We start from the raw sequence: 25,754 nt of genomic DNA, 5'->3' as shown, positions 1-25,754 counted from the left end.
GCGGGCGTCAGCCCTCGAAGCGGGCGGCCGAGCGGAAGCCGGCCGGCCCGCGCACGACGGCGACGACCTCGAACGGCTCGATCTGCGGTGCCACGCCGGTCATCGCCGTGGCCGGGGCGTCGGCCGCCCGGGTCTCGAAGTCGGCCTGGAACTCGGCGCGCACCTCGTCGCTGACGAAGACGTAGGTTCCCTCGAACCACTCGTCCTCGCGGGCGCGCCAGGTCTTGAAGCGCAGGCCCGGCAGACCCGCGAACTTCGCATGGGACTCAGCCTCGACGTACTCGCGGAGCCGTTCGAGGGTGCCGGGAGGTGCGTCGGCCAGGGACCAACGCACCGAGAGTCCGTACATCGTAGGACTCAGACGGCCTTGAGCTGGTCACCCAGCGTGGCGGCCTCTTCGTTGTTGAGTTCGACCACCAGACGTCCGCCGCCCTCGAGCGGGACCCGCATGACGATGCAGCGCCCCTCCTTGGTGACCTCCATCGGTCCGTCGCCGGTCCGAGGCTTCATGGCGGCCATCTGTACCCCTCTCGTTCGTCACCCGAGAATTCGGGCCGGCACTCATTATCGCGCATCGCGGCGATGTAATCACCTCAAGGGTACGAAAGTGTCACGCCGAACGTAGTTCGCCCGGGCCATCTGCACGCTGGTCGGCGTCCGTCTCGGCACCGGGGCTGACGATGCGCGGGTCGATCTCGGGGCGCATGCCGAGCATCGCGACGAGCTCCTGCTCGGTGGCGAGGCGCTCCTCGAGCTCGTCGATCTGCGTGCTGCCGGCGGCCAGGTCGGCGCGCAGACGAGCGATCTCGGCCTCGCTGGCGCGCAGACGCTCGCTGACGGCGCGACGGAACGACGCGTCCACGTCGAGGTGCTCGCGCTCGCGCTCGGCGATGAGCCGGGCGTCGCGGACGCGGTCACGCGCGAACTTCTGGCGGAAGTCACGCAGTTCCTCGGACATGAGAACGGTCGACGTGATGCCGGCCGAGAGGGCCACGCAAGCGGCCATGATGAGGGCCGGAACCGTCTGCATCGCCACACCGGCGATCACGACGACTGCGGCCAGAGCAAGCACGATCGCTGCGGATGTCACACGCAGCGAGCGGGGAAGTGTGCGGCTGGACATGGAGCCAAGATTAAGGGCGAGCTCGCGTCGGCCGTCGACGGCACGCCGACGCGGATGGCAAACTTTCAGGTGATGGGTGAAACTTTGCGCTCGACAGGACGACTCGGGTCGATCTCACTACGGTGGAGCGAGTGTCTGCCGCCTCCTTCCCCGCCCGTGTCACGGTCGCGTCGCTGGCCGCCCTGGCCCTGCTGACCTCGTGCTCCACCTCCCCCGCCGATCAGGCCAGGACCGCCGAGCGCCAGTACCTCGCGATCGGCGACTCCTACGCCGCCGGCTACCGCCCGGCGCTCGACGGAGGCGAGGCCGAGAACACGACGGACGGGTTCGCCTGGAAGGTCGCCGAGAAGACCGGTCTCGGCCTGGTCAACGTGAGCTGCTCGGGCATCACGACGGTGGCGTTCGTGGAGGGCGACCCGTGCGACGAGGACCTGCGTGCCCCGGGCGCGCTGGCGCCGGTGAAGGGCTCGGAGGCGGCCGTGGCCCTGGACCACCTGGACCGCCACGCCGACGACGTCGAGCTGGTCACGGTGGTGCTGGGCGCGAACGACCTGCGCGCCTGCTCCTTCGACGAGGCGTGGCGCCGCTGTGTCGCCGAGGCGATGCCGCGCATCACGAAGGCGCTCGACTCCCTGCTGTCGGGACTGCGGGAGCGGCTGGGGCCCGAGGTGCCGATCGTCGGGCTGACCTATCCCGACATCTGGCTCGGGGCGCCCGTGCGAAAGCCGAAGTCCGCCGAGGCGCGCCGGGTCGCCCAGGCGTCGGTCGAGGCGTTCCGCACCGCCGTGAACCCGGCCCTGCGCCGCACCTACGCCGCGCACGGCGCCACCTTCGTGGACGTGACGCGGGCGTTCGGCGCCTACCTCCCGGCCGACCGCACCATCAGGACCTCGAAGTTCGGCACGATCCCCGCGCGGGCCGCGCGCGTCTGCGCTGAGACCTACGCCTGCTCACTGGGCGACGCACACCCGACCCCCGAGGGTCACCAGCGCATCGCCGATCTCGTCCTGGAGTCGCTCGAGGGTCAGTGACCCGACAGCCACTCGCGCAACCGGTCGTGGACGCGGTGCAGGTGCTCGACGGGAACCTGCTCATCGGCCTTGTGGGCGTAGCGCGGGTCGCCGGGGCCGTAGTTGACCGCCGGGACGCCCAGCAGGGTGAACTTCGCAACGTCGGTCCAGCCGAACTTCGGGCCGACCTCGCCGCCGATGGCCTCGACGAACGCGGCAGCCGCGGGACGCCCGAGGCCGGGCAGCGCGCCCGGCGCCGAGTCCGTGACGGTCAGCTCGTGGCCCGAGAAGACCTCGCGCAGATGCGCCAGCGCCGCCGCCTCGTCCCGGTCGGGCGCGAAGCGGTAGTTCACCGTCAGCACCGCCTCGTCGGGGATCACGTTGCCGCTCACTCCCCCGCGCACGCCCACGGCGTTGAGTCCCTCGCGGTAGGTCAGGCCGTCGATGTCGACCGTCCGCGGCGAGTAGCCGGCGAGCGTCGCCAGGACGGGCGCGAGGTCGTGGATCGCGTTGTGGCCCATCCATGAGCGCGCCGAGTGCGCCCGCTCGCCCGTGGTGCGGATCTCGACGCGCATCGTGCCCTGGCAGCCCGCCTCGACCCCGGCATTCGACGGCTCCATGAGGATCGCGAAGTCGCCCTGCAGCCACTCGGGGTGCTCACGGGCGATCCGGCCCAGGCCGTTGTGGACGGCCGCGATCTCCTCGGCCTCGTAGAAGACCCAGGTGACGTCGCGGACCGGCTCGGTCACCTCGGCGGCGAGACTGAGCGCGATCGCGACCCCGCCCTTCATGTCGCACGTGCCCAGGCCCCACAGGGTGTCGCCCTCGAGACGCGAGGGCAGGTTGTCGTTGAGCGGCACCGTGTCGAGGTGCCCGGCGATGACGACGCGCTCGTCGCGGCCCAGCTCGGTGCGGGCGATGATCGTGTGGCCGTCGCGCACGACGTGCAGGTGGTCGCAGGCGCGCAGCGCCGCCTCGACGGCGTCGGCCAGCTCGGCCTCCTCGAGACTCTCGGACGGCACGTCCACGACGGCCCGGGTCAACGTCACGATGTCTGCCGTCAGATCGAGGGAGGCCATGGGTGGAACCCTAGCCCCAATCCCTCCCCACTAGTGCGCATTGCGTGGTACCTTCCGGCGGTGACCTTCACCCGCACCTTCCGGCGGTTCGTCCTGCCGACCGCCTGGCTGCTCATCGGCGCCACCATCGCCGTGAGCCTCGCCGTCCTGGCCTTCGGTGGCGGCGCCACCGGCGCCGAGGGCACCGAGTCGCCCACGGCGGTCAGCCTCTCCCCCACCATCGCGGTCGAGCGCGCGACGCTCGAGAACTCACTCGAGATCGATGGCACGATCGTCATCGACCCCGCCGTGCCGGTGAAGACCTCCGTCGACGGGACGCTGACCCACGTCCACGTCCCCAACGGCGCCCGGGTGTCGAAGGGCGATCCGCTGTTCGAGGTGCGCACGGTCGTGGAACCCGCCGTCGCCACCGAGGACGAGGACGACGAGCCGGCCGCGCCCGTCGTGAGGTTCGTCGCGGTCACGGCACCGGTCAGCGGCCGGCTGGCCGGCTTCACCGGGAAGGTCGGCGACGCGGTCACCGGCGACACCGCCACGGCCCGGATCAAGCGCTCCACCTTCACCGCACGCGGCACCGTGCCCGTCGTCGACCGGTACCGCCTGATGGACGCCCCCGACGAGGCGAAGGTCACGATCGACGGCGGACCCGAGCCGTTCACCTGCACCGACCTGCAGATCGCCGACGAGGGCGTCGAGGGTGCCGGCGTCCCGACCGAGGAGGGCGAGGAGCCCGAGTCCTCCTCCGCCGCCGAGGTGGTGTGCGACGTCCCTGAGGACGTCACCGTGTTCGACGGCCTCGAGCTGAGCATGCAGATCGACGCGGGCTCGGCGGAGGACGCCCTGGTGGTGCCGGTCACCGCCGTGCGCGGGCTGCTCGAGCGCGGCACCGTCTGGGTGGTCGACGACTCCGGTGAGCAGACCGAGCGGCGCGTCCGGCTCGGGGTGAACGACGGCAAGAGCGTCGAGATCCTCAAGGGCCTGGAGGAGGGCGCCCAGATCCTGCAGTACGTCCCGGGCTCCCCCACGGACGGCGACGACGGCGAGTCGGAAGCGGGCGTCTGATGACGGACGCGCCGGTCGAACTCGTCCGTCTGTCCGGCGTGGGGCGCACCGTCCTGCTCCCCGACGATGAGGACCTCACGATCCTGTCCGGCGTCGACCTGGTGGTGCACGGCGGCGACCACATCGGCATCGTCGGCCGTTCGGGCACCGGCAAGACGACCCTGCTCAACATGCTCGGCCTCCTCGATCGGCCGACACACGGCACCATGGAGTGGGCCGGGCGCGACGTCCGTCGCCTCTCCGGCCGCGCCACCGCCCACATCCGGGGCCGCGAGATCGGCTTCGTGTTCCAGCAGTTCAACCTGCTGCCCGGGCTCTCCGCGCTCGAGAACGTCATCGCACCGCTGATGTACGCCTCCGGGCGCGAGTTCTGGTCGCGACGGCGCATCGCCGCCGAGATGCTCGAGCGCGTCGGCCTGGCCGAGCGACTCGACAGCCGGCCCCAGCACCTGTCCGGCGGCGAGCAGCAGCGGGTCGCCATCGCGCGCGCCCTCGTGCGCTCGCCGCGGGTGGTGCTGGCCGACGAGCCCACCGGCGCTCTCGACGTCGAGACCGGCGCCCAGGTCATGACCCTGCTCGACGACGTCTCGCGCGACTCGGGAGCCGCCCTGATCACCATCACGCACGATCCGGGCGTCGCCGCGATCGCCCGCCGCCGCTACCGGCTCGAGCACGGCGCCCTCCACCCACTGGAAGCCGCCGCGTGATCGGGCGGGTCCTGACCGGGTTCGCCGCCGCGGTCATCGAGGCCTGGCACGAGCTGCGCATCCACAAGCTGCGGGTGCTGCTGTCACTCGTGGGCGTGGGTGTCGCCGTGGCAGCACTGAGTGGCACCGTGGCCATCGCCGACATCGGCCAGCAGGCCCTCGTGGAGCAGTACGAGCGGGACGGCCGCCCGGCCATGCTCAGCGTCTACGCGTACGACCCGCAGGACGACACGGGGTCGGGTGCCGCCGCCGCCACCGTCCGGCCCGCCGTCGCCAAGGTGACGGAGCAGTTCCAGATCAGCCACGCGTCGATGGCCGGCAACACCCAGCTCGACGCACGCCGGGCCGACCGCGCGAGTCGTGTCGACCTCCTCGTGGTCGACCCGCCGTACGCCGTGATGCACCGGGTCGTCACTCCCCGGGGACGCTGGCTGGTGGACTCCGACGCGGCCAACCTCTCGCCCGCGATCGTGGTCGACCCGAGGCTGCTGAAGGACCTGGGGCTGGCCGAGGCGCGCCTGCCGGCCACGATCGACCTGGTCGGCGCCTCCACGACAGTGAGCGCCACGATCGTCGGGGTCACGGCGACGTCCGATCGCTGGATGGAGTTCGGCCGCGCCTACCTGCTGGCCGACGCCTACGAGCACTGGTTCGGCGCGACCCAGCCGATGACCGACGCCTCCTGGAAGATCTGGATCCCGACCGAGGGATCGCAGGAGCTGACCGAGGCGATACGGCGGTCGATCAACGCCGAGCTGCCCGGACTCGAGAGCCAGGTCGAACGCAACGACTATCTCGCGTGGGGCGGCAACGACGACCTGGACTCGGTGAAGTGGGTCGTCGTCGCCATCAGCTCGGTGATCCTGCTGCTCGGCGCCCTGAGCCTGTTGAACGTCTCGGTCATCACGATCCAGCAGCGGGTCCGCGAGATCGGCATCCGGCGCAGCTTCGGCGCCACGTCGGGTCGGGTCTTCTTCTCGGTCGTGATGGAGAGCATCGTCGCCACCTTCGTCGCCGGGCTCGTCGGCGTGATGATCGCGATCGCGCTGGTCAACGGACCGTGGACCGCGGAGTACGTGCTCGAAGGCGTGGCCGACCCGCCGCCGTTCCCACTCTCGGCCGCGGCGCTCGGCATGGGCGTCTCGCTGCTCGTGGGCGCGCTGGCCGGGGTGCTTCCCGCGCTGATCGCGGTGCGCGTGCGGATCGTCGACGCAATCCGGTTCTGACCGAACGGCCGCCTCAGGCGTCGAAGACGCAGAACTCGTTGCCCTCGGGATCGGCCATCACGGTCCACCCGCGATCGTCGCCCGGCGGCAACAGGACGGTCGCTCCACGGGCGACGAGGTCGTCGACGGTCGCCTCGCCGGCCAGGGCGACGTCCCAGTGCACGCGGTTCTTGACCGTCTTGGGCTCGGGGACGTTGACGAAGTCGAACGACTCCGTCGGTGACCCGGGGATGTCGTCGACCCAGGAGTACTCGTCGTCCGAGCCGAGGGTCGCACCGAAGACGTCGGCCCACCAGGCGCCGATCACGCGGTGGTCGACGGAGTCGACGACCACGTCCTTCAGGCCGTCGGGGCGCTCCCCACCCTGGAAGACGCAGAACTCATGGCCCTCGGGGTCGCTGAACGAGGTCCAGCTGAACTCGCCCGGCTCGGTGATCCGGATCTGGTCCGCGAACGGCTCCAGGTCCCGGGCCACGAGGTCGAGGTGGACCCGGTTCTTGACCCGCTTGAGCGGTGCGGGATTGAGCCAGACCGTCTGACCGGGATGCTCGCCGCGCAGGACGGCGCCCTCCTCGTCGATCTCACCGGCCAGGTGCAGCCAGCGTCCCCACCGGCCCGCGGCGGCCGCGGGGTCCTCGACGTCGATCACCAGGTCCTTGAACGTCACGAGCGCCATGCGCCCACGGTAGGACGGTCCGCCCGCGACGTCACCCCCTCGCGGGGTCAGGCCCGGAGCGCGGCGGCCACGGTCGGCGCGATCGCGCGCAGGGCCCGGCCGCGGTGACTGATGGCGTCCTTGTCCTCGCGGGACAGCTCGGCGGTCGAGACGTCGTACCCGTCGGCGGCGAACAGCGGGTCGTAGCCGAAGCCACCCTCTCCCCGCTCCGCGTGCAGCACGCGCCCGGGCATCTCGCCCACCTCGACGACCTCGGTGCCGTCGGGCAGCACGAACGCCATGGCGCACCGGAACGTGGCACCGCGGCGCTCGTCCGGCACGTCCGCGAGCTGCGCGAGCAGCAACCGGTTGTTGGCCGCGTCGCCGCCCTGGTCCTTCGGGACACCGGACCAGCGAGCCGACAGCACTCCGGGCATCCCGTTGAGGGCGTCGACGCAGATGCCCGAGTCGTCGGCCAGGGCCGGGAGGCCCGTGACCTGCGCGGCCGTGCGCGCCTTGATCAGGGCGTTGCCCTCGAAGGTCGGCTCGGTCTCGGCCGGCTCGTCGTAGGGCTCGACGTCGGCCAGCCCCAGCACCTCGACGCCCGGGACGAGCGGCTCGAGGATGCGCCGCAGCTCGTCGAGCTTCTTGGCGTTGCCCGATGCCAGGACCACGCGGGTCACGAGGCCAGCGCCTCGTTCTGCAGCCGGGTGAGGTCGGCACAGCCCTTCTCGGCCAGGCCGAGCAGCGCGTCGAGCTCGGCACGGTCGAACGGCGCGCCCTCGGCGGTGCCCTGGACCTCGATGAACTTCCCGGAGCCGGTCATCACGACGTTCATGTCGGTCTCGGCGCGGACGTCCTCGACGTACGGGAGGTCGAGCATCGGCACGCCGTCGATGATGCCCACGCTGACGGCGGCGATCGAGTCGACGAGCGGGTCGCCCTTGACGGCGCCCTGCTGCTTGAGGTGCGCGATCGCGTCGACCAGGGCGACGTAGGCGCCGGTGATCGCCGCGGTGCGCGTGCCGCCGTCGGCCTGCAGCACGTCGCAGTCGATCGCGATGGTGTTCTCGCCCAGCTGCGAGAGGTCGACCGCAGCACGCAGCGAACGACCGACGAGGCGGCTGATCTCGTGCGTGCGGCCCCCGACCTTGCCCTTGACCGACTCGCGCTGCGAGCGGTCGTGGGTGGCCTGCGGGAGCATCGCGTACTCGGCCGTCAGCCAGCCCTGACCCGAGCCCTTGCGCCAGCGCGGCACGCCCTCGGTCGCGGCCACGGCGCACAGCACCCGCGTCTTGCCGAACTCGATCAGGCACGACCCGGCGGCATGGTCCAGCCAGCCTCGGGTGATCGTGATGGGGCGCAGCTCGTCCGGGGTCCTGCCGTCTTCTCGGGTCACCCCGCCACCGTAGCCGGGCGGGGCTTTCCCCGGTGACGTGGGTTTCGTGTCACGTCACCGGGGAAACCGTCATCGCGTCAGCGCCCGCCGGGCTGCACGACGCCGTTCACGGTGAGCGTGTACGGGGCGTACTGCTGCACCAGCTCGGTCGACTCGTCGTAGCTGACGATGCCGCCCACGACCACGTCGTCGACCTTCAGGCCGCCCTCGTTCACCCCACCGTCGCAGATGTACGGGGAACGCCAGCAGGAGAGCAATGGGGCGAGATTTACAACTGCACTACGTCGCCGGCCCGCACGAGGCGGTAGTCGCCCGTGTACTCGGTCCGCAGGTCCGCCTCGACCTCGTCGCGATCGGTCCACGGCGGGATGTGGGTCAGCAGCAGTCGGCCCACGTCCGCGGCCGTCGCGATGCGGCCGGCCTCGGCTCCGGTCAGGTGCAGGTCCGGCGGATTGTCGGCCGACTCGACGAACGAGGCCTCGCACAAGAAGACGTCCGCGCCCGCGGCGAACCGCGTCAGCGCGGGGTCGAAGCCGGTATCGCCGGAGTAGACCAGGGACCGGCCCTCGCACTCGAGCCGGATGGCGTAGGCCTCGACCGGGTGCGGCGTGCGCATGGCGCGCATCGTGAACGGGCCCACGGTGGTCTCGAACCCGTCGACGACCTCGCGGAAGTCGAACGGCAGCGTCATGCCGTTGGGGGCGGTGGTGCCGTAGGCGTTGGACAGCTGCCAGTCGGTGCCCACCGGCGCGTAGACCGGCAGCCGCGGCGGACGGCCGGACGGGTGGTACTTGCGCACCACGTAGAGCCCGCTCATGTCGAAGCAGTGGTCGGGATGCAGGTGCGACAGGCTGATCGCGTCGATGTCGCGCAGGTCGATGTAGTCCTGCAACGGCCCCAGCGCGCCCGACCCGAGGTCGAGCAGCATCCGGAACGTGCGCCCCTCGAACGGCGCCTCGACCAGGTAGCAGCTGGCCGCGGAGTCCGGTCCCGGGAAGGAGCCGGAGCACCCGACGATCGTGAGCCTCACACCGCTACCGAGGCGAACTGGTCGACCGACTCGATCTCGGGACCGAGGAACCGGCGACCCAGATCGGCGAACTCGGCCGGATGGCCGGTCGTCAGGAAGCGGTGCAGCGGCGCCGGCAGCACCGGATCGCGCTCGAGGTCGTGCGACGCGAGCAGACGGTAGACGTCCTTCGCCGTCTCTTCCGCACTGGACACGAGCGTCACCGTATCGCCCATGACGTACGACAGCACGCCCGTGAGCAGCGGATAGTGCGTGCAGCCCAGCACGAGGGTGTCGACGCCGGCGTCCTGCAGCGGGCCGAGGTACTCCTCGGCCACGGCGAGCAGCTCGGGGCCGCCGGTGATCCCGGCCTCGACGAACTCGACGAACCGCGGGCAGGTCTGGGTGTGCAGCTCGATGCCGGGGTTGGCGGCGAAGGCGTCGTCGTAGGCACCGGAGGTGGCGGTGGCGACCGTGCTGATGACACCGACCCTGCCATTGCGCGTGGCGTTCACGGCACGGCGGGTCGCGGGCAGGATCACCTCGACGACCGGAACGTCGTAGCGCTCGCGCGCGTCACGCAGGACGGCCGCGCTGGCCGAGTTGCACGCGATGACCAAGGCCTTGACGCCTTGGGCGACGAGGTGGTCGAGGCACTCGAGCGCGTACTCGCGCACCTGGGAGATCGGCTTCGGGCCGTAGGGCTGACGCGCGGTGTCACCGAGGTAGAGGATCGGCTCGTGCGGCAGCTGGTCGAGCACCGCGCGGGCCACGGTCAGACCTCCGAAGCCCGAGTCGAAGATGCCGATGGGTGCGTCGCTCACACGTCAGAGGGTAGACACGTCGAGGTCACGAAGGGGAGTCAACCCGGTGTTACGCCCGTCTCGTGCGCCCGGCTCAGGCGGAAACTGTGGGCAGCGACACCCCGCACTCGTCGCTCAGAGCGCCCGGAACCACTCTCGGGCAGGATGTCACTCATGAGTGACGTACCTCACTTCGGCAACGACTTCCTCTGGGGCGTCTCGACAGCGTCCTACCAGATCGAGGGCGCCGTCGACGCCGATGGTCGCGGGCGGTCGATCTGGGACGAGTTCAGCCACACCCCGGGACGAACGCTCGGCGGCGACACCGGCGACGCCGCGTGCGAGCACTACCGCCGCTACGGCGACGACGTCGCACTCATGGCCGACCTGGGGGTCGACGCGTACCGCTTCTCGATCGCGTGGCCGCGCATCCAGCCCGACGGCGTGGACGTCGAGACGCGCGGCCTGGACTTCTACGACCGCCTGGTCGACACCCTGCTCGATCACGGGATCGAGCCCAGCGCGACGCTGTTCCACTGGGACTCGCCGCTCGCGCTCGAGGCCGCGGGAGGGTGGCAGAACCGGGCCATCACCGACGCGTTCGCCGAGTACGCGCACGTCGTCGGCGAGCGGCTGGCCGACCGCGTCACCCGGTGGTTCACGCTCAACGAGACCGTCGTGTTCACGCTGCTGGGTCACGGCATCGGCGTCCACGCACCGGGCAAGGAGCTCGGCTTCGACGCGATGCAGGTCGCGTGGCACCAGCTGCTCGCGCACGGCAAGGCGGTCCAGGCCCTGCGCGCCGCCGGCGCCGCGCTCGTCGGCCCGGCCAACAACCACACCCAGGTGCGGCCGGTCGACGACTCCCCCGAGACGCTCGACGCCGCCGCCCTGTTCGACCTGGTCTACAACCGCGCGTTCCTCGATCCGATCCTGACCGGGACCTGGCCGCTGGTCGGGATCGTCGACCCGGTGGCCGAGGACGGCGATCTCGCGATCATCAGCGAGCCGATCGACTTCCTGGGCATCAACTCGTACAACCCGCAGTACATCGCGGCGGCGCCGCCGGGTTCGGCCGTGCCGTTCGACATGGTCACCCCGGAAGGACTGGAGTACAACGATTTCGGCTGGCCGATCATCCCCGACGGCTTTCGGCAGATGCTCGTGGAGATGCAGGAGCGGTACGGCGACGCCCTCCCCCCGATCCTCATCACCGAGAACGGCGGTGCCTTCAACGAGGAGCCGGACGCCGAGGGACGCGTGCGGGACCAGCGCCGCATCGACTACACGGCGGCCCACCTGACCGCGCTGCGTGAGGCGATGGACGCGGGCGTGGACGTGCGCGGGTACTTCCACTGGTCGTTCATGGACAACTTCGAGTGGGCCGAGGGCTACTCGCAGCGCTTCGGCCTGACGTACGTCGACTACGCCACCCAGGAGCGGATCCCCAAGGACTCCTTCCACTGGTACCGCCAGATGATCGCGGCCCAGAAGGGTCGTCGGTGAGCACACCCGTCGAGCGCCTGGCACCGGTCCGGTTGCCGTGGCTCCTCTCGATGGGACTGGTCAACCTCGGCACCTACGTCGCGTTCTTCGGCCCCCTGGCGGTCCTGCTCCCCCAGCAGACCGAGGCCATCGTGGGCGACGGCAAGGAGACCGCGCTGGCCGTCGTCACCGGCATCGGCGCCGTGGTCTCGATGGTGGCCAATCCGCTGTTCGGGGCCCTGTCGGACCGCACGCGCAGCCGGTTCGGCCGTCGCGTCCCGTGGGTCACCGCCGGCTCGGTCGTGGGCGCCCTGGGCCTGACGATCCTGTCGGGTGCGACCGCGTTCTGGCAGGTGGTCGTGGGCTGGTGCCTCGTCCAAGCCTCGGTCAACGCCTCGCTCGCCGCGATCACCGCCACGTTGCCCGATCGCGTTCCCGTCGCGCAGCGGGCCTGGGCCGGCGGGCTGGTCGGCCTCGGTCAGACCCTGGGGATCCTGGTGGGTGCCGGGCTGGCGATCGCCTTCGGCGGGACACGCGGCGGCTACCTGGCGTGCACCGTGTTCCTGCTGCTGAGCGCGGTGCCCTATCTCGTGCGGAGCCACGACGAACCGATCACCGCGCGGCCCGTCTTCGCGCTCGGGCCGTTCGTGCGCTCGTTCTGGATCTCGCCCACGCAGAGCCCCGACTTCGCCTGGGCGTGGCTGACCCGCTTCGTGGTCAACCTCGGCAACGGGATCGCGACGCTCTACCTGCTGTACTTCCTGACCGACGCCGTGGAGGTGGACGATCCCGAGGGCGGCGTCTTCGTCGTGATCGCGCTCAACTCGGTCGTGGTCGCGATCTCGGCGGTGCTCGCCGGGCGCTGGTCGGACCACGTCCAGCGCCGGAAGGTGTTCGTGATCTGGGCGGGCGTCATCATGGCCGCGGCGGCGCTGCTGCTGGCGTTCTGGCAGACCTGGCCCGGGGTGCTCGTGGCCGCCGTCGTGCTGGGCATCGGGTTCGGCGCGTTCCTGGCCGTCGACCTGGCGATCATCACCGAGGTGCTCCCCGACGAGGACGGCTTCGCCAAGGACCTGGGCGTCATCAACATCGCGAACGCGCTGCCGCAGGTGATCGCACCCGTGCTCGCCGCGCCGATCGTGCTCTGGCTGGGCGGTTACACGACGCTGTACGTGACGGCGGGGGTCATCGGACTGGTCGGGGCGGTCGCCGTCGTGCGGATCCGCGGCGTGCGCTGAGCGTCGCCTCCGCTACGACCCACGACGGCCCCTCCCCCACTTTTGGAAACGGATCCACGCCAAGACGACTCAACAACGTGGATCCGTTTCCAAAAGTGGAGAGAGCGGGCCAGGGCCGGGCGAGGGCTCAGGCGACGGAGAGCGTGACCTCGATGTTGCCGCGGGTCGCGTTCGAGTACGGGCACACCTGGTGCGCGGCCTCCACGAGCTTCTGGGCCTCCTCGCGGCTGGCCTTCGGCAGGGTCACCTCGAGGGCGACGGCCAGGCCGAAGCCGCCCTCGCCGTTGTCACCGATCGAGACGTCGGCGACGACCTCGGAGTCGGATACGTCCGCGCCGGACTTCTGGCCGACCAGGCGCAGGGCCGAGTGGAAGCAGGCGGCGTAGCCGGCGGCGAACAGCTGCTCGGGGTTGGTGGCACCCCCGGGTCCGCCCATCTCCTGCGGCGTGCGGACGTCGGTGGACAAGATGCCGTCGACGGACTCGACGTGGCCGTTGCGGCCGTCTCCGGTGGCAACGGCGCTGGCGGTGTAGAGAGGCTTCATGGCCACAACACTATTGCGCGCAATTCAATCGAGCAACAGATAGACTGGCGGCGTGGACGACTACCCGCAGCTCGCACTCGACCGACAGCTCTGCCTGCCGCTCTACGCCGCATCGCGTGCCGTGACGCGGCGCTACACCGAACTGCTCGCCGAGGTCGGCCTGACGTACCCGCAGTACCTGTGCCTGCTGGCCCTGTGGGACGCCGGCGAGCCCCTCAGCGTCGGCGAGCTCGGCGCACGGCTGCACCTGGACTCGGGCACCCTCACTCCCCTGCTCAAGCGCATGGAGGCCGCAGGGCTCGTCTCCCGGTCGCGCGACGAGTCCGACGAACGACGGGTCCTGGTGTCGGTCACCGACCAGGGCTGGGCGCTGCGGCCACGCGTCGCGGACGTCCCCCTGCGGCTGGTGCAGGGCATGGGACTGGAACAGGCCGACGGCGACGCCCTGCGGAGCCTGCTCGACCATCTCCTGGCCGAGCTGGAGCACTGACCCGAACGGTCAGAGCGGCAGCTTGGGCTGCGGCGGGGCGTGGGCCGGGTCGACCCCGTCGAAGAGGCTGGAGACCGACTCGCCGGCGTGGATGCGCGCGATGGCCTCGGCGAACAACGGGGCCACGGAACGGATCTTGAGCTCGGGCCAGTCGGCCGGCGCGGGAACCGTGTCGGTCGTGACGACCTCGGTGATGGCGGGGTGCGAGCGCAGCCGCTCGACCGCCTTTCCGGCGAACAGGCCGTGGGTGCAGGCCACGGAGGCCTCGGTGACGCCGAACTCCTTGAGCTTGTCCATCAGCTCGATGATCGAGCCGCCCGTGGCGATCTCGTCGTCGAGCACGATCGCGCGCTTGCCGGCGACGTCGCCGACGATCGTGTCGATCACGACCTTGTCGTCGGCCTTGCGCTGCTTGCTGCCGGCCGCCACGGGCAGGCCGAGCAGGCGCGCGAACTGCGAAGCGGTCTTGGCGTTGCCGAAGTCCGGCGAGACCACGATGGCGTTCGAGAGGTCCTGCGCCCGGTAGTGGTCGGCGAGCTCGCCCAGTGCCGTGAGGTGGTCGACCGGCACGGAGAAGAACCCGTGCACCTGCGGCGCGTGCAGCGTCATCGTGACGACCCGGCCCACCCCGGCGGTGGCCAGCAGGTCCGCGACCAGCTTGCCGCCGATCGAGATGCGGGAGGCGTCCTTCTTGTCCGAGCGCGCGTAGGCGTAGTGCGGGATCACGACCGTGACCGAGGCCGCCGAGGCGCCGCGCGCCGCGTCGACCATGAGCAGCAGCTCCATCAGGTGGTCCTGGGTCGGCGGCACCAGCGGCTGCACGATGTACACGTCGCGCTGGCGGCAGTTGGCCAGCAGCTGCACCTGGAGGCAGTCGTTGCTGAACCGCGTCGTCTCCGAACGGCTCAGTGCGATGCCGAGGTGGCTGCAGATCTCCTCGGCCAGGGAACGGTGGGCACTTCCCGAGAAGACCACGATGTCGCTCACGGATCGAAGGCTAACGGTTCGCGGCGGGCGATGAACAGGTCAGGCCCAGAGCTGACCCTCGAGGCGATCCTCCGCCTCGTCGATCGTGCCCTCGTAGGCCCCCGTCGACAGGTACTTCCACCCCGCGTCGGCCACCACGAAGGCGATGTCGGCGCGCTCGCCGGCCTTGACCGCCTTGGCGGCCTGGGCCAGCGCGGCGTGCAGGATCGCGCCCGTCGAGATGCCGGCGAAGATGCCCTCGCGGTCGATCAGCTCGCGCACGCGGCGCACGGCGTCGCGCGGCCCGACCGAGAAGCGCGAGTCGATCAACGAGGCGTCGTAGAGCTCGGGCACGAAGCCCTCGTCGATGTTGCGCAGCCCGTAGACCAGCTCGCCGTAGCGCGGCTCGGCGGCGACGATGCGGACGTCCGGCTTGTGCTCGCGGAAGAACCGTCCGACCCCCATCAGGGTGCCGGTGGTGCCCAGTCCGCCGACGAAGTGCGTGATCTCGGGCAGATCCGCGAACAACTCGGGCGCCGTGCCGCGGTAGTGCGCCTCGGCGTTGGCGGGGTTGCCGTACTGGTAGAGCATCACCCAGTCGGGGTGCTCCGCGGCGAGGCCCTTCGCGACCCGCACGGCCTCGTTCGAGCCGCCGGCGGCCGGCGAGCTGATGATCTCGGCCCCGAACATCGTCAGCAGCTGACGCCGCTCGATCGACGTGTTCTCGGGCATGACGCAGATCAGCCGGTAGCCACGCTGACGCGCGACCATCGCCAGCGAGATGCCGGTGTTGCCGCTGGTGGGCTCGAGGATCGTGCAGCCGGGCGTCAGCGATCCGTCGGCCTCGGCGGCCAGGATCATCGACAGCGCGGCACGGTCCTTGATCGAGCCCGTGGGATTGCGGTCCTCGAGCTTGGCCCACACCCGCACGTCGTCGCTCGGCGACAGGTTCGGCAGGCCGACCAGCGGCGTGTGACCGACCGAGTCGACGAGCGAGTCGTAGCGCATGCTCAGGCCGCGCCGCCCGCGACCGCGGGCAGGATGACGACGGTGTCGCCGTCGGAGAGCGCGGTCTCGAGACCACCGGTGAAGCGGACGTCCTCGTCGTTGACGTAGACGTTGACGAAGCGGCGCAGCTGGCCGTCCTCGAGGAGGCGCTCCTTGATGCCCTCGTGGTTCGCCTCGAGATCGTCGATCAGGGCGGACAGGGTGGCGCCGTCGGCGTCGACCGCGCGCTCACCCCCGGTGTAGGGGCGCAGGATCGTGGGGATGCGGACCTCGACGGCCATCAGTTGTCACCTTCGGTTCGGGGGGCTGCCTCGGCGGCAGTCGTGCTGTCTTCGGTGTAACGGTCCACGACGCGAACTTCTTCCTCGGTGATCTCGCCGTCGACGATCCGGTAGGAGCGGAAGTCGACCGGACCAGCCTCGTGGGCGCCGTCGCGGGTGGACACGAGCACGTAGTGGGCGCCGGGCTCGCCGGCGAGGTTGACGTCGGTGCGCGACGGGTAGGCCTCGGTGGCCGTGTGCGAGTGGTAGATGACGACGGGCTCCTCGTCGTTGTCGTCCATCTCGCGGTAGAGCCGCAGCAGGTCGCCGGAGTCGAACTCGTAGAACGTCGGCGACATCGCGGCGTTGAGCATCGGGATCAGCCGCTCGGGCCGGTCGGACCCGATCGGCCCGGCGATGACGCCGCAGGCCTCGTCGGGGTGGTCGCGGCGTGCGTGGGCGACGATCGCCTCGACGTGCTCGCGCAGGATGGTCAACACAGTGCCCGAGTCTATCGAGGCGCGTGCGCCACCCCGCCGGGCATCCGAGGGGCGGACCCGCGGAGGACCCTGATGTTCGTCTGGTTGAACTGCGACGTGGCGGCCCTCCGGCCGAGGTCGTCGTGGACCACGGCCTCGTCGACGAAGGCGACGCCCTCGGCGCGATCGGGGTAGGCGTCCGTTCCCGTGGCCGAGGACGTCTCACCCCGGGTGAGGAACAGCACCAGCCAGACGACGGCCAGCACAGCGACGACGGCGACCACCAGATAGAGCAAGCGACGGATCGTCATGACCGTTTCCCCCCGGTTTCGGTGCGCCACTATGGCGCATCTCCGGGGTGGGCGACAAGAGTCTGCGACCGCTCAGGCGACGTTGACCAGGGTCTCCTGGACGAAGCCGAGCCAGTCGAAGACGTCACCCATCGCCACGGTGGACTCGTCGTCGGACTCGGCGAGGCGTTCGGCGTCCTCCTCGGTCTCGATCCCCAGCCGCACGGCCAGTGCGATCCGGATGTCGGTCAGCGCGCGCAGCCAGGCCATGACCTGCGGCTGATCGAGCTCGACCTCGACGTGCTTGGCTCCCACCTCGAGACCGCCGGCCTCGAGGCTCTCGATGACGACGTGGGCGTTGGCGACCTTGCCCGACGAGAGCGACTGCTCGGTGAAGCGCCGGAACTCGGCGGACTCCTGCGGGTCGTCGCGATAGGCGTCGGGCAGGAGGCGCGCCAGCACCGGGTCCTCGGGCGGCAGGGCGGGGCCGGTCATCCCGATCATCTGCGCCAGCGGGTCGGGCTCGGACTCGCTGGGACCGTTGCGGTCCTGCAGCAGCTCGACGACCTGGCTGGCGAGGTTGACCAGCAGCTGCGCCTCGTTGAGCTCGAAGACGGCGGTGACGGTGCCGCGACGACGACGGCGGAAGGGCTTCACACGTCGCTCCGCTCGAGAGTCGCCCACAGGCCGTACTCGTGCATCGCCTGGACGTGGCGCTCCTGCTCCTCGCGGCGCCCGCTGGACACGACGGCGCGGCCTTCCTCGTGCACGGCGAGCATCAGTTGGTGTGCCTTCTCCTCGGTGTAGCCGAAGTAGGTCCGGAAGACGAACGCCACGTACGACATCAGGTTGACCGGGTCGTTCCAGACGATCGTCACCCACGGGTCCTCCAGCTGGATGACGAGGTCAGACTCCGGCTGTTCGGTCTCGACGGGGGCGGGGGTGGTCACGCCACCCATTGTGCCTGCCCGGGCCCGGCGCACGAAGGTCACCGTGGACCTACGCTGAGTCCATGGTGTCGACCGCGCTGCTCACCGACCACTACGAGCTGACGATGCTCCAGGCCACGCTGGCCGACGGCACCGCCGGACGGCGCAGCGTGTTCGAGGTGTTCGGGCGGCGGCTCAACGGCGGACGCCGGTTCGGCGTCGTGGCCGGCACCGGTCGCGTGTTGGACGCGCTGGCCGACTTCCGCTTCGACCCGGCCGAGATCGACTTCCTGCGGTCGGCGCGCATCGTCGACGACACGACGTGCGACTGGCTCGCCGACTACCGCTTCACGGGCGACATCTGGGGCTACCCCGAGGGCGAGCTGTGGTTCCCGGGATCACCGATCCTGCGGGTCGACTCAACGTTCGGCGAGGGCGTCATCCTCGAGACGCTGATCCTGTCGATCCTCAACCACGACTCGGCGATCGCGTCGGCCGCGGCGCGCATGACCCTGGCCGCCGGCGACCGCCCCTGCATCGAGATGGGCACCCGGCGCACCCACGAGGAGGCCGCGGTCGCGTCCGCGCGCGCCGCGTACATCTGCGGCTTCGCCGCCACCTCGAACCTCGAGGCGGGCCGCCGGTACGCCATCCCGACCGCGGGCACCGCCGCCCACGCCTTCACGCTCGTCCACGACACCGAGCGCGACGCGTTCACCTCGCAGGTCGCCTCGCTCGGGTCCGACACGACGTTGCTGGTCGACACGTACGACACCGCGCAGGGCGTCGCCACCGCCATCGAGGTCGGCGGCGCTGCCCTCGGCGGGGTGCGACTGGACTCCGGCGACCTGGGCGACGTGGCGCGCACCACCCGCGCCCAACTGGACGCCGCCGGGAACACCGACACCAAGATCACCGTGACGAGCGATCTGGACGAGTACGCCATCGCCGCTCTGGCCGCGGCCCCGGTCGACGGCTACGGCGTCGGCACGTCGCTGGTCACCGGCTCGGGCTCCCCCACCAGCGGCTTCGTCTACAAGCTGGTCGCGCGGGAGGCCGGCGACGGCACGATGCTCGGCGTCGCCAAGAAGAGCAAGGACAAGGCGTCGGTCGGCGGCCGCAAGACGGCGCTGCGTCGACTGAACTCGAAGGGCGTCGCCGAGGCCGAGGTCATCGGCATCGACATCACGCCGCGCGACGACGGCGACGACCGCGAGCTGATGGTCCCACTCGTCGAACAGGGCAAGCGCGTCCACGACGCGACCCTGCATGATGCCCGCGCACGTCTGCAGGCATCCCTGGGCGAACTGCCCGCCGCGGCGCGGCGCCTCTCCAAGGGCGACCCCGCCATCCCGACCATCTTCGAGGAGGGCTGAGATGAGCGGTCCACGCACGTTGCTCGTCGTCGACGTCCAGAACGACTTCTGTGAGGGCGGCTCCCTGGCCGTCACCGGCGGCTCGGCGGTCGCCGACGCCGTCGCCGAGCTCATCGCCCGGCAGGACTACGACCTGGTGATCGCGACCCGCGACCACCACATCGACCCGGGCTCCCACTTCAGCGACGAGCCGGACTTCGTCGACTCCTGGCCGCCGCACTGCGTGGTCGGCACGCCCGGCGCCGACCTGCACCCGGCGCTGAGCGACGACCTGTTCGCCGCGATCTTCGACAAGGGCGAGTACGAGGCCGCCTACTCGGGCTTCGAGGGCCGGAACGCCGACGGGCATGCCCTGGCCGACTTCCTGCGCGACCGAGACGTCACGGAGATCGCGGTGTGCGGCATCGCCACGGACTACTGCGTGCGAGCCACCGCCCTGGACGCCGCGGGCGAGGGCTTCAAGGTCACCGTGCTGGGCGACCTGACCGCCGCCGTGGCGCCGGACAGCATCAACCGGGTGCAGCAGGAGTGGGCCGCGGCGGGCATCAGCACCGTCACGGGCTCCTGACCCCGGCTCAGCCGACGAGCAGCTCCAGCGTCCGCACGCGGCCCGGCGTCGTGCGCGGGTCGGCGCCGCGACGCGCGGACGCGACCGGGTGCAGCATGACCTCGTCGACGTCGAACTCCGCCGCCAGCGCCTCGAGCTGCTTGCGCGCCGTGTCGGGGTCCCCGACCACCATGCGAGCCAGTCCGGAGTCCACGAGCGAGTCCATCCCCGGATCGAGCTCGAGGGCCTCGGCGTCCTCGACCAGGTCGATCGGCGCCAGCGGCTTGCCGGTCTGGAGTCGGGCCATGTTCTGCAGGTTCGGCAGCGCCAGGGCGGTCGCCTCGTCGGCGGTCTCGGCGACGACGATGTTGGCCGTCAGGAACGTGGTGGGGCGCTCGCAGATGTCGCTGGGCTGGAACTCGGAGCGGTAGACCGCGAGGGCCTCGGCCGTGCCGCGTCCGCTGAAGTGGTGAGCGAAGACGTACGGGAGGCCCTTGGCGGCGGCCAGGTGGGCCGAGTACATCGAGGAGCCGAGCAGCCACAGCTGCGGCGCGCTCACGGCGGCGGGCGTCGCCTTGAGGATGTACTGCTGGTTGGGGATCGGCACCCGCACGCCGCGGCCGTCCATCAGCGCGGCGACGTCATCGAGGTACTGCGGGAACTTGGCGATGTCGGAGTCGTCGCGGCCAGCCGCACCGCGCAGGGCCCACGAGGTGACGGGGTCCGAGCCGGGGGCGCGTCCGATGCCGAGATCGATCCGGCCGGGGAACGCGGCCTCCAGGAGGGCGAACTGCTCGGCGACGGCCAGCGGGGCGTGGTTGGGCAGCATCACGCCGCCCGAGCCGACCTTGATGCGCTCGGTCGCGGCGGCCAGCAGCGCGATGAGCACCGGCGGCGATGCGGCCGCGACGGCCGGCATGTTGTGGTGCTCGGCGACCCAGTACCGCTCGAAGCCCAGCCGGTCGGCCGTGCGGGCCAGCTCGGTGGCCGCGGCGACGGCGTCTCCCGTCGTCTGGTCGGTGCGAACAGGGACGAGATCCAGGACCGAGAACTTCATACCGGTCTCAACGACGCCGGGGGCGCGGGGATTCCCCTCGCGCTAGCGTCGGGGGATGCGCGAGGCGTTCGGAGCGACATTCATCGGACCCGAGGGGTACCTGAACACGGCGTCCTACGGTCTGCCGCCCACCGCGACGGTCGACGCCCTCGAGCGGGTCCACCGCCGTTGGGCGGCCGGCACGGCAGTGGGGTCCGACTTCGACGCCGACATCGCCACGGGTCGAGCGGCGTTCGCCGATCTCGCCGGTGTGCCGGTCTCGTCGGTCACGATGGGCGCGTCGGTCGCGGCCCTGCTCGGGCCGGTGGCCTCGGCCCTTCCCGACGGCGCGCGCGTGCTGGTCCCCGAGGGCGAGTTCACCTCGGTCAGCTTCCCGTTCGCGGCGCACCACGGCCGCGACGTCACCGTGACCGAGGCGCCGCTGCACCGTCTCCCCGAGGCCGCGAGCGAGTACGACGTCGTCGCGGTCTCGACGGTGCAGTCCGCCGACGGGGCGCGGGTCGACCTCACGGCCCTGCGGGCGGCGACCGAGGGTTCCGACACGATCGTGATCCTGGACGCGACCCAGCAGCTGGGGTGGCTGCAGCTCGACCTGGGCTGGGCCGACGTGGTCGTCAGCTCGAGCTACAAGTGGCTGCTGGGGCCGACCGGCATCGCGTGGGGCGCCTACTCCGACCACCTCGTCGACCGCCTCGTCCCGCACCACGCGAACCGCTACGCCGGCGGCGCGCCGTGGGACACCACCTACGGCCTGCCGCTGCGGCTGACCGACGACGCGCGCCGCTTCGACATCTCCCCCGCCTGGTTCCCCGTCGTCGGCTCCGCCGCGAGCCTGGCCTGGATCTCGACGCTCGACATCGCCGAGGTCACGGCGCACTGTCGCGGCCTGGCGGATCGGGCACGTACCGCCCTCGGGCTGCCGCCGGGCGACTCGGCGATCGTCTCGATCCCGACCGAGCACGCGGCCGCCCGGTTGCAGGAGGCGGGCGTGCGCGCCTCGGTGCGCCAGGGAGCGGCGCGCATCGCCTTCGCCCTCTACAACACCGAGGACGACCTGGACCGGGTCGTCCGGGCCCTGCATGCGTGATGCCCGGTCCTGCGGGGAAGGCTGCAGGACCGGGCATCACTCCCATGTGGAACCCTGAGTTGTACGTTTGCACAGTTCTTGTGAAAAATCGAGCGCCTAGGTGCCCAAGTTCTCAATGAGGAAGCCACCGGGGTAGCTGCGGATGCGCCGTGAGTCGCGCACGCTGCGGGGTGTGCGGCGCTCCGGCATGAGGCGGACGACCCGCCCTCGCAGGCGCAACGCCCCATGGGAGGCGCGCTCCAGCCAGGCCGGCGGATGGTCGTAGCCGAAGGCCGAACGCAGGTGCGGGTCCATGATCGCCACGCTGAAGCGGCGCACCGCCGGCCGCAGCGGCCGGGGGTAGAAGGTGGTCAGCAGCGCCAGCGTCGCATCGGCCACGGCGCGCGACTTCGGGTCGAACACGAAGTGCTCGGCCTCGTAGTCGTCGAGCAACCGCTCGAACCCGGCCAGGTCCTGCGGCAGGTCGCGGATGCCCATCAGCCGACCGAGGCGCAGGTAGTACGCGACGCCCGCGGCGTCCTCGACCGGCGTCGTGCGGCGCCACCCGTATCGGTTGATCCACCGGTTCGGCATCACGACGAACGTCGCCAGCACGTACCGCAGATCGTCGTTGCTGATGTCGTAGCGGCCGTGCATCTGGTTCATCCGCCGGACCGCGGCACGGCCCGGATCGCTCTCGAGCCCCTGCTCGACCATCTCGCCCAGCAGCAGTGCCGTGTCGTCGTGGCGGCGCTGGGTGTCGGTCGTGAACTGGCCGGTGTCGTACAGCAGCCGCCCGATCGAGGGGACGGCGTACGTGCGGAAGAGGGCGAAGCTCAGGGCCTGCTCGAGGTCCCACGGGAAGTCGTACTGGCCGAAGCGCCGCACGATCTGCTCGTAGTCGGCCTCGGGGTCCAGGCCCGCCGACCGGATGCGGCGGCTCATGCCGGCACCACGACGCGGGCGGCGACGAAGTCGACGATGTCCGCGACCGCATCCTCGGCTGCGGGCACGACACCCGGCAGGCTCAGGAACCCGTGCACCGTCCCCGGGTACTCCCGATACCGCACCGGCACCCCGGCCCGCTGCAGTGCCTCGCGGTAGTGGACCCCGTTGTCGAGCAGTGGATCGTGGTCGGCCGTGAGGATGAACGCCGGCGGCAGCCCGTCGAACGAGGCGGCCCGCAAGGGCGAGGCGAGCGGGTCCTTGGTGCCGTACGCGTCGCCGAGGTAGAGGTGGGCGAACGCGCTCATGTTCTTCGACGTCAGGACCGCCTCGTTGGGCATCCTCAGCTCCGAGGCGAACTTCTCGTACATCTCCACGGCCGGATAGATGAGGACCTGGGCGCACAGCCGCGGACCGCCCTCTGCCACCGAGCGCTGGGCCGCGACGGCCGCCAGGTTGCCGCCGGCGCTGTCGCCCATGACGGCCATGCGGCCGATGTCGAGTCCCAGCGCGTCGGCCCGGTCGGCGATCCAGCCGAGGGCCTCCCACGTGTCGTCGACGGCCGCCGGGAACGGATGCTCGGGCGAGAGCCGGTAGGACGGTGAGATGACCGTCGCCCCGCTGCCCGCCGCCACCCGGGACGCCAGCCAGGCGGACTGCTCGGGCGTGCCCTGCACCCAGCCGCCACCGTGGAAGTTCACCACCACCGGCCGCTTCCCACCCACGCCGGTCGGGCGGTGGACCACGGCGCGCAGGGTGCGTCCCCGCAGCGGGATCTCGATCTCCTCGGCGCGGGCCCGCCGGTCGGGCCTCCCGAACACCATCCTCCCGGGCAGCGTCTGACCCAGGCGGACACGCTCGGCGCGCAGTTGCGCGTGATCGGTGGCCTCCTCGACGGGCGTGGCGAGGCGTTGCAGGACCGTGGCGAAGAACTTCGTGCGCAGTGGCAGTGGGGCACTCACGCGCACAGCCTAGAGGTCGCCTGTGATCGGGGACACACCCTCTCGGTGGTCCGGGCGCGACTCAGCCCGACGCGCGCAGCGCCCAGTCGCGCAGCAGGTCGATGCGGTGCTGCAGCTGGGCCGTGGTGGCCTGGGCCGCCGGCGGTCCGCCGCACTCCTGGCGCAGGCGGTTGTGCGTGACGCCGTGGGGCGTGCCCGTGCGGTGGTGCCACGCCGCGACGAGGGAGTTCAGCTGGCGACGCAGCTCGGCCCGGCGCTCGTACTCGACGTCGGCCTCGGCCCGCGCGGGAGCCTCGGCACGCTTGCGGTTGCGGGCGCCGCGCAGCAACTCGGCCACCTGGTCGCGCTCGAGCAGGCCGGGGATGCCGAGGAAGTCGAGCTCGTCGCTGTCGCCGGCGACCATCTCGTAGTCGATCGGCGAGAACTCGTCGCCGTCGTAGACCACCCGGTCGAACGAGGCCTCGCTGCCGATCGCGGCGTACTGGTTGCCCAGCTCGTCGCTGGCGCCCTCGGACGCGTTGGCCCGAGCGATCAACGCCTCCTCGGCGGCGAACAGGTCGGACTCGTCGTGGACGGGCCGGCCGATCACGTGGTCGCGCTCGGCCTCGAGGTCGGCGGCCAGCTTCAGCAGCCCGGGAACGCTGGGCAGGAACACCGAGGCGGTCTCGCCTCGACGCCGGGCACGCACGAAGCGGCCCACGGCCTGGGCGAAGAACAGCGGGGTGGCGATCGTGGTGGCGTAGACGCCGACGGCCAGGCGCGGGACGTCGACGCCCTCGCTGACCATGCGCACCGCGACCATCCACGGATCGTTGCCGGCGGCGAACTCGGCGATGCGGGCACTGGAGCCGGTCTCGTCCGAGAGCACGAGGGTCGGCGCCTGCCCGGTCAGCTCCTTGAGCACCGCGGCGTAGGCGCGTGCCGACGTCTGGTCGCTGGCGATGACGAGACCGCCGGCGTCGTGGATGTCACGGCGCACCTCGATCAGGCGCTTGTGCGCGGCCTCGAGCACGGCCGGCACCCACGAGCCCGCGGGGTCGAGCGCGGTGCGCAGGGCCTGGGCGGTCTGGTCGCGCGTGAGCGGCTCGCCCAGGCGCGCCGAGACCTCGTCGCCGGCGCTGGTGCGCCACTGCATCTCGCCGGAGTAGGCCATGAACAGCACCGGCCGGACGACGCCCTCCTTGAGGGCCTCGCCATAGCCGTAGGCATAGTCGGCGACGCTGGAGATCGACCCGTCCCCCACCGGCGCGTACGTCACGAACGGGATCGGGTTGTCGTCGGAGCGGAACGGCGTGCCGGTCAGCGAGAGGCGGCGGATGGCCGGCTCGCAGGCCTCCAGCACGGCCTCGCCCCAGCTGAGGGCGTCACCGGCGTGGTGGACCTCGTCGAGGATCACGAAGGTGCGGCTGCGCTCGATGCGCACGCGGTGACCGACCGGGTTGGTGGCCAGGCCCGCGTAGGTGACGCAGTAGCCGTCGAAGCGGGCGCCGAGCGCGCCGTTGAGATTGGGCTCGAGCGCGATGCCGGAGCGGGCGGCGGCCTGGGCCCACTGGGTCTTGAGGTGCTCGGTCGGGGTGACCACCACGACCCTCTCGACGATGCGGCGGTGCAGCAGGTCGGCGGCGATCGTCAGAGCGAAGGTGGTCTTGCCCGCGCCGGGCGTGGCGACCGTGAGGAAGTCAGCGGGCTGCGTGCGGACGTACTGCTCGAACGCCTCACGCTGCCAGGCCCGCAGTGGCAGGCCGGCACTCACTGGTCGGAGTCACTCCCGGAGCCCTCGTCGTCGCCGGGCTTGAAGTTCTCCCAGATGTCCTTGCACTCGGGGCAGACCGGGAAGCGCTGCGGGTCGCGACTGGGGACCCACACCTTGCCGCACAGGGCGACGACGGGCGTCCCCATGACCATCGCCTCGGTCAGCTTGTCCTTGGGGACGTAGTGGCTGAAGCGCTCGTGATCGCCGTTGTCGAGGCGTTGTTCCGTGCGCTCGTCTGAAACGGTCTGGGCACCGCGGCCGAAGAATCCCACGTCCCCATCCTAGG

33 protein-coding genes are annotated in these 25,754 nt (G+C 71.2%); 10 read left to right on the top strand and 23 right to left on the bottom strand.

Annotation, left to right across the window (positions count from 1 at the left end; genetic code table 11):
- Window positions 1-7 precede the first annotated feature (7 nt).
- The 3 genes from GL325_RS08775 to GL325_RS08765 all read right to left on the bottom strand — a co-directional run bounded on the left by GL325_RS08775 (window position 8) and on the right by GL325_RS08765 (window position 1,123).
- On the bottom strand, window positions 8-334 hold the full coding sequence (locus GL325_RS08775) for a hypothetical protein (RefSeq protein WP_255467043.1): 327 nt from the start codon (window positions 332-334) through the stop codon (window positions 8-10).
- Window positions 335-357: 23 nt separating this feature from the next.
- Window positions 358-519 carry a DUF3117 domain-containing protein gene (locus tag GL325_RS08770; protein WP_082530405.1) on the bottom strand — a complete coding sequence of 54 codons (162 nt, stop codon included), beginning with the start codon at window positions 517-519 and terminating at the stop codon, window positions 358-360.
- A 91-nt stretch (window positions 520-610) separates the two neighbouring features.
- Entirely contained in the window at window positions 611-1,123 is a 513-nt protein-coding gene (locus GL325_RS08765; protein WP_154596717.1) for a hypothetical protein, read from the bottom strand.
- A gap of 131 nt (window positions 1,124-1,254) precedes the next feature.
- Between GL325_RS08765 and GL325_RS08760 the strand changes: the two genes are divergently transcribed.
- On the top strand, window positions 1,255-2,154 hold the full coding sequence (locus tag GL325_RS08760; RefSeq protein ID WP_187769272.1) for a GDSL-type esterase/lipase family protein: 900 nt from the start codon (window positions 1,255-1,257) through the stop codon (window positions 2,152-2,154).
- Here the strand turns inward: GL325_RS08760 and dapE are convergent.
- Window positions 2,148-3,212, bottom strand: a complete 1,065-nt coding sequence (dapE, locus tag GL325_RS08755; protein WP_187769271.1) for a succinyl-diaminopimelate desuccinylase — start codon at window positions 3,210-3,212, stop codon at window positions 2,148-2,150. The two genes, GL325_RS08760 and dapE, sit on opposite strands and share 7 nt — an antisense overlap.
- Before the next feature lie 60 nt (window positions 3,213-3,272).
- Here dapE and GL325_RS08750 point away from each other — a divergent pair, with 60 nt between their 5' ends.
- The 3 genes from GL325_RS08750 to GL325_RS08740 are packed head-to-tail and all read left to right on the top strand — an operon-like array spanning window position 3,273 to window position 6,207.
- Entirely contained in the window at window positions 3,273-4,274 is a 1,002-nt protein-coding gene (locus GL325_RS08750) for an efflux RND transporter periplasmic adaptor subunit (RefSeq protein ID WP_154596714.1), read from the top strand.
- A complete protein-coding gene (locus GL325_RS08745; RefSeq protein WP_154596713.1) occupies window positions 4,274-4,981 on the top strand; it encodes an ABC transporter ATP-binding protein in 708 nt (235 codons plus the stop codon). Before GL325_RS08750 ends, GL325_RS08745 begins: the two co-directional genes overlap by 1 nt.
- A complete protein-coding gene (locus tag GL325_RS08740) occupies window positions 4,978-6,207 on the top strand; it encodes an ABC transporter permease (protein WP_187769270.1) in 1,230 nt (409 codons plus the stop codon). Before GL325_RS08745 ends, GL325_RS08740 begins: the two co-directional genes overlap by 4 nt.
- A 13-nt stretch (window positions 6,208-6,220) precedes the next feature.
- On the opposite strand, the gene GL325_RS08735 is transcribed toward GL325_RS08740, so the two are convergent.
- From GL325_RS08735 to murI, 6 genes are all read right to left on the bottom strand, one after another.
- On the bottom strand, window positions 6,221-6,883 hold the full coding sequence (locus GL325_RS08735; RefSeq protein ID WP_187769269.1) for a VOC family protein: 663 nt from the start codon (window positions 6,881-6,883) through the stop codon (window positions 6,221-6,223).
- A 47-nt stretch (window positions 6,884-6,930) separates the two neighbouring features.
- On the bottom strand, window positions 6,931-7,545 hold the full coding sequence (gene rdgB / locus GL325_RS08730; protein WP_187769268.1) for an RdgB/HAM1 family non-canonical purine NTP pyrophosphatase: 615 nt from the start codon (window positions 7,543-7,545) through the stop codon (window positions 6,931-6,933).
- Entirely contained in the window at window positions 7,542-8,261 is a 720-nt protein-coding gene (gene rph, locus GL325_RS08725) for a ribonuclease PH (protein ID WP_187769267.1), read from the bottom strand. Before rph ends, rdgB begins: the two co-directional genes overlap by 4 nt.
- 77 nt (window positions 8,262-8,338) lie before the next feature.
- A complete protein-coding gene (locus GL325_RS08720) occupies window positions 8,339-8,476 on the bottom strand; it encodes a hypothetical protein (RefSeq protein ID WP_154596710.1) in 138 nt (45 codons plus the stop codon).
- Between the two features lie 53 nt (window positions 8,477-8,529).
- Entirely contained in the window at window positions 8,530-9,291 is a 762-nt protein-coding gene (locus GL325_RS08715; protein WP_187411498.1) for an MBL fold metallo-hydrolase, read from the bottom strand.
- The gene (gene murI / locus GL325_RS08710; protein ID WP_187411499.1) at window positions 9,288-10,094 is read right to left on the bottom strand and encodes a glutamate racemase; all 807 of its coding nucleotides are present in this window, start codon (window positions 10,092-10,094) and stop codon (window positions 9,288-9,290) included. The genes GL325_RS08715 and murI overlap by 4 nt, the downstream gene beginning before the upstream one ends.
- Before the next feature lie 153 nt (window positions 10,095-10,247).
- On the opposite strand from murI, the gene GL325_RS08705 reads away from it, so the two are divergent.
- Window positions 10,248-11,579, top strand: a complete 1,332-nt coding sequence (locus GL325_RS08705) for a GH1 family beta-glucosidase (RefSeq protein WP_223111080.1) — start codon at window positions 10,248-10,250, stop codon at window positions 11,577-11,579.
- On the top strand, window positions 11,576-12,796 hold the full coding sequence (locus GL325_RS08700; protein WP_255955877.1) for an MFS transporter: 1,221 nt from the start codon (window positions 11,576-11,578) through the stop codon (window positions 12,794-12,796). Before GL325_RS08705 ends, GL325_RS08700 begins: the two co-directional genes overlap by 4 nt.
- A 127-nt stretch (window positions 12,797-12,923) precedes the next feature.
- Here the strand turns inward: GL325_RS08700 and GL325_RS08695 are convergent, their stop codons facing one another.
- A complete protein-coding gene (locus GL325_RS08695) occupies window positions 12,924-13,340 on the bottom strand; it encodes an organic hydroperoxide resistance protein (RefSeq protein WP_187769265.1) in 417 nt (138 codons plus the stop codon).
- Window positions 13,341-13,392: 52 nt separating this feature from the next.
- Between GL325_RS08695 and GL325_RS08690 the strand changes: the two genes are divergently transcribed.
- Entirely contained in the window at window positions 13,393-13,830 is a 438-nt protein-coding gene (locus GL325_RS08690; protein ID WP_187411500.1) for a MarR family winged helix-turn-helix transcriptional regulator, read from the top strand.
- Between the two features lie 9 nt (window positions 13,831-13,839).
- Here GL325_RS08690 and GL325_RS08685 read toward each other — a convergent pair whose 3' ends face one another.
- The 7 genes from GL325_RS08685 to clpS form a co-directional block, all read right to left on the bottom strand.
- Window positions 13,840-14,817 carry a ribose-phosphate pyrophosphokinase gene (locus GL325_RS08685; protein WP_187411501.1) on the bottom strand — a complete coding sequence of 326 codons (978 nt, stop codon included), beginning with the start codon at window positions 14,815-14,817 and terminating at the stop codon, window positions 13,840-13,842.
- Between the two features lie 39 nt (window positions 14,818-14,856).
- Window positions 14,857-15,804, bottom strand: coding sequence for a PLP-dependent cysteine synthase family protein (locus tag GL325_RS08680; RefSeq protein WP_187769264.1), 948 nt, complete (start codon window positions 15,802-15,804; stop codon window positions 14,857-14,859).
- 2 nt (window positions 15,805-15,806) lie between these two features.
- Window positions 15,807-16,085 carry a MoaD/ThiS family protein gene (locus GL325_RS08675; RefSeq protein WP_154596706.1) on the bottom strand — a complete coding sequence of 93 codons (279 nt, stop codon included), beginning with the start codon at window positions 16,083-16,085 and terminating at the stop codon, window positions 15,807-15,809.
- Window positions 16,085-16,564 (bottom strand): Mov34/MPN/PAD-1 family protein, encoded by a 480-nt coding sequence (locus GL325_RS08670; protein ID WP_187411502.1) that lies wholly within the window; start codon window positions 16,562-16,564, stop codon window positions 16,085-16,087. Before GL325_RS08670 ends, GL325_RS08675 begins: the two co-directional genes overlap by 1 nt.
- An 11-nt stretch (window positions 16,565-16,575) precedes the next feature.
- Entirely contained in the window at window positions 16,576-16,854 is a 279-nt protein-coding gene (locus GL325_RS08665) for a hypothetical protein (protein ID WP_187769263.1), read from the bottom strand.
- 72 nt (window positions 16,855-16,926) lie between these two features.
- A complete protein-coding gene (locus GL325_RS08660) occupies window positions 16,927-17,490 on the bottom strand; it encodes a DUF2017 domain-containing protein (RefSeq protein WP_187769262.1) in 564 nt (187 codons plus the stop codon).
- The gene (gene clpS, locus GL325_RS08655) at window positions 17,487-17,792 is read right to left on the bottom strand and encodes an ATP-dependent Clp protease adapter ClpS (protein WP_154596704.1); all 306 of its coding nucleotides are present in this window, start codon (window positions 17,790-17,792) and stop codon (window positions 17,487-17,489) included. The genes GL325_RS08660 and clpS overlap by 4 nt, the downstream gene beginning before the upstream one ends.
- 53 nt (window positions 17,793-17,845) lie before the next feature.
- On the opposite strand from clpS, the gene GL325_RS08650 reads away from it, so the two are divergent.
- Together GL325_RS08650 and GL325_RS08645 are read left to right on the top strand one after the other, a co-directional pair.
- The gene (locus GL325_RS08650) at window positions 17,846-19,138 is read left to right on the top strand and encodes a nicotinate phosphoribosyltransferase (RefSeq protein ID WP_187769261.1); all 1,293 of its coding nucleotides are present in this window, start codon (window positions 17,846-17,848) and stop codon (window positions 19,136-19,138) included.
- A 1-nt stretch (window position 19,139) separates the two neighbouring features.
- On the top strand, window positions 19,140-19,706 hold the full coding sequence (locus GL325_RS08645) for an isochorismatase family protein (protein ID WP_187769260.1): 567 nt from the start codon (window positions 19,140-19,142) through the stop codon (window positions 19,704-19,706).
- A gap of 7 nt (window positions 19,707-19,713) precedes the next feature.
- Here GL325_RS08645 and GL325_RS08640 read toward each other — a convergent pair whose 3' ends face one another.
- A complete protein-coding gene (locus tag GL325_RS08640; protein WP_187769259.1) occupies window positions 19,714-20,742 on the bottom strand; it encodes an LLM class flavin-dependent oxidoreductase in 1,029 nt (342 codons plus the stop codon).
- A 55-nt stretch (window positions 20,743-20,797) separates the two neighbouring features.
- Here GL325_RS08640 and GL325_RS08635 point away from each other — a divergent pair, with 55 nt between their 5' ends.
- Window positions 20,798-21,829, top strand: a complete 1,032-nt coding sequence (locus tag GL325_RS08635) for an aminotransferase class V-fold PLP-dependent enzyme (protein WP_187769258.1) — start codon at window positions 20,798-20,800, stop codon at window positions 21,827-21,829.
- A 96-nt stretch (window positions 21,830-21,925) separates the two neighbouring features.
- Here the strand turns inward: GL325_RS08635 and GL325_RS08630 are convergent, their stop codons facing one another.
- The 4 genes from GL325_RS08630 to GL325_RS08615 all read right to left on the bottom strand — a co-directional run bounded on the left by GL325_RS08630 (window position 21,926) and on the right by GL325_RS08615 (window position 25,740).
- Window positions 21,926-22,753 carry an oxygenase MpaB family protein gene (locus GL325_RS08630; protein WP_187769257.1) on the bottom strand — a complete coding sequence of 276 codons (828 nt, stop codon included), beginning with the start codon at window positions 22,751-22,753 and terminating at the stop codon, window positions 21,926-21,928.
- Window positions 22,750-23,715: an alpha/beta hydrolase gene (locus tag GL325_RS08625; RefSeq protein WP_187769256.1), complete on the bottom strand. Its 966-nt coding sequence runs from the start codon at window positions 23,713-23,715 to the stop codon at window positions 22,750-22,752. The genes GL325_RS08630 and GL325_RS08625 overlap by 4 nt, the downstream gene beginning before the upstream one ends.
- Before the next feature lie 61 nt (window positions 23,716-23,776).
- Window positions 23,777-25,468 carry a DEAD/DEAH box helicase gene (locus tag GL325_RS08620; RefSeq protein WP_187769255.1) on the bottom strand — a complete coding sequence of 564 codons (1,692 nt, stop codon included), beginning with the start codon at window positions 25,466-25,468 and terminating at the stop codon, window positions 23,777-23,779.
- Window positions 25,465-25,740, bottom strand: a complete 276-nt coding sequence (locus GL325_RS08615; protein WP_187411506.1) for a DUF3039 domain-containing protein — start codon at window positions 25,738-25,740, stop codon at window positions 25,465-25,467. The genes GL325_RS08620 and GL325_RS08615 overlap by 4 nt, the downstream gene beginning before the upstream one ends.
- Window positions 25,741-25,754 lie beyond the last annotated feature (14 nt).

Source organism: Aeromicrobium sp. 636, from assembly GCF_024433585.1.
Lineage (GTDB): Bacteria > Actinomycetota > Actinomycetes > Propionibacteriales > Nocardioidaceae > Aeromicrobium > Aeromicrobium senzhongii.
The sequence above is the reverse complement of the archived record's forward strand: the minus strand, read 5'-3'. Positions and strand labels throughout refer to the sequence as shown.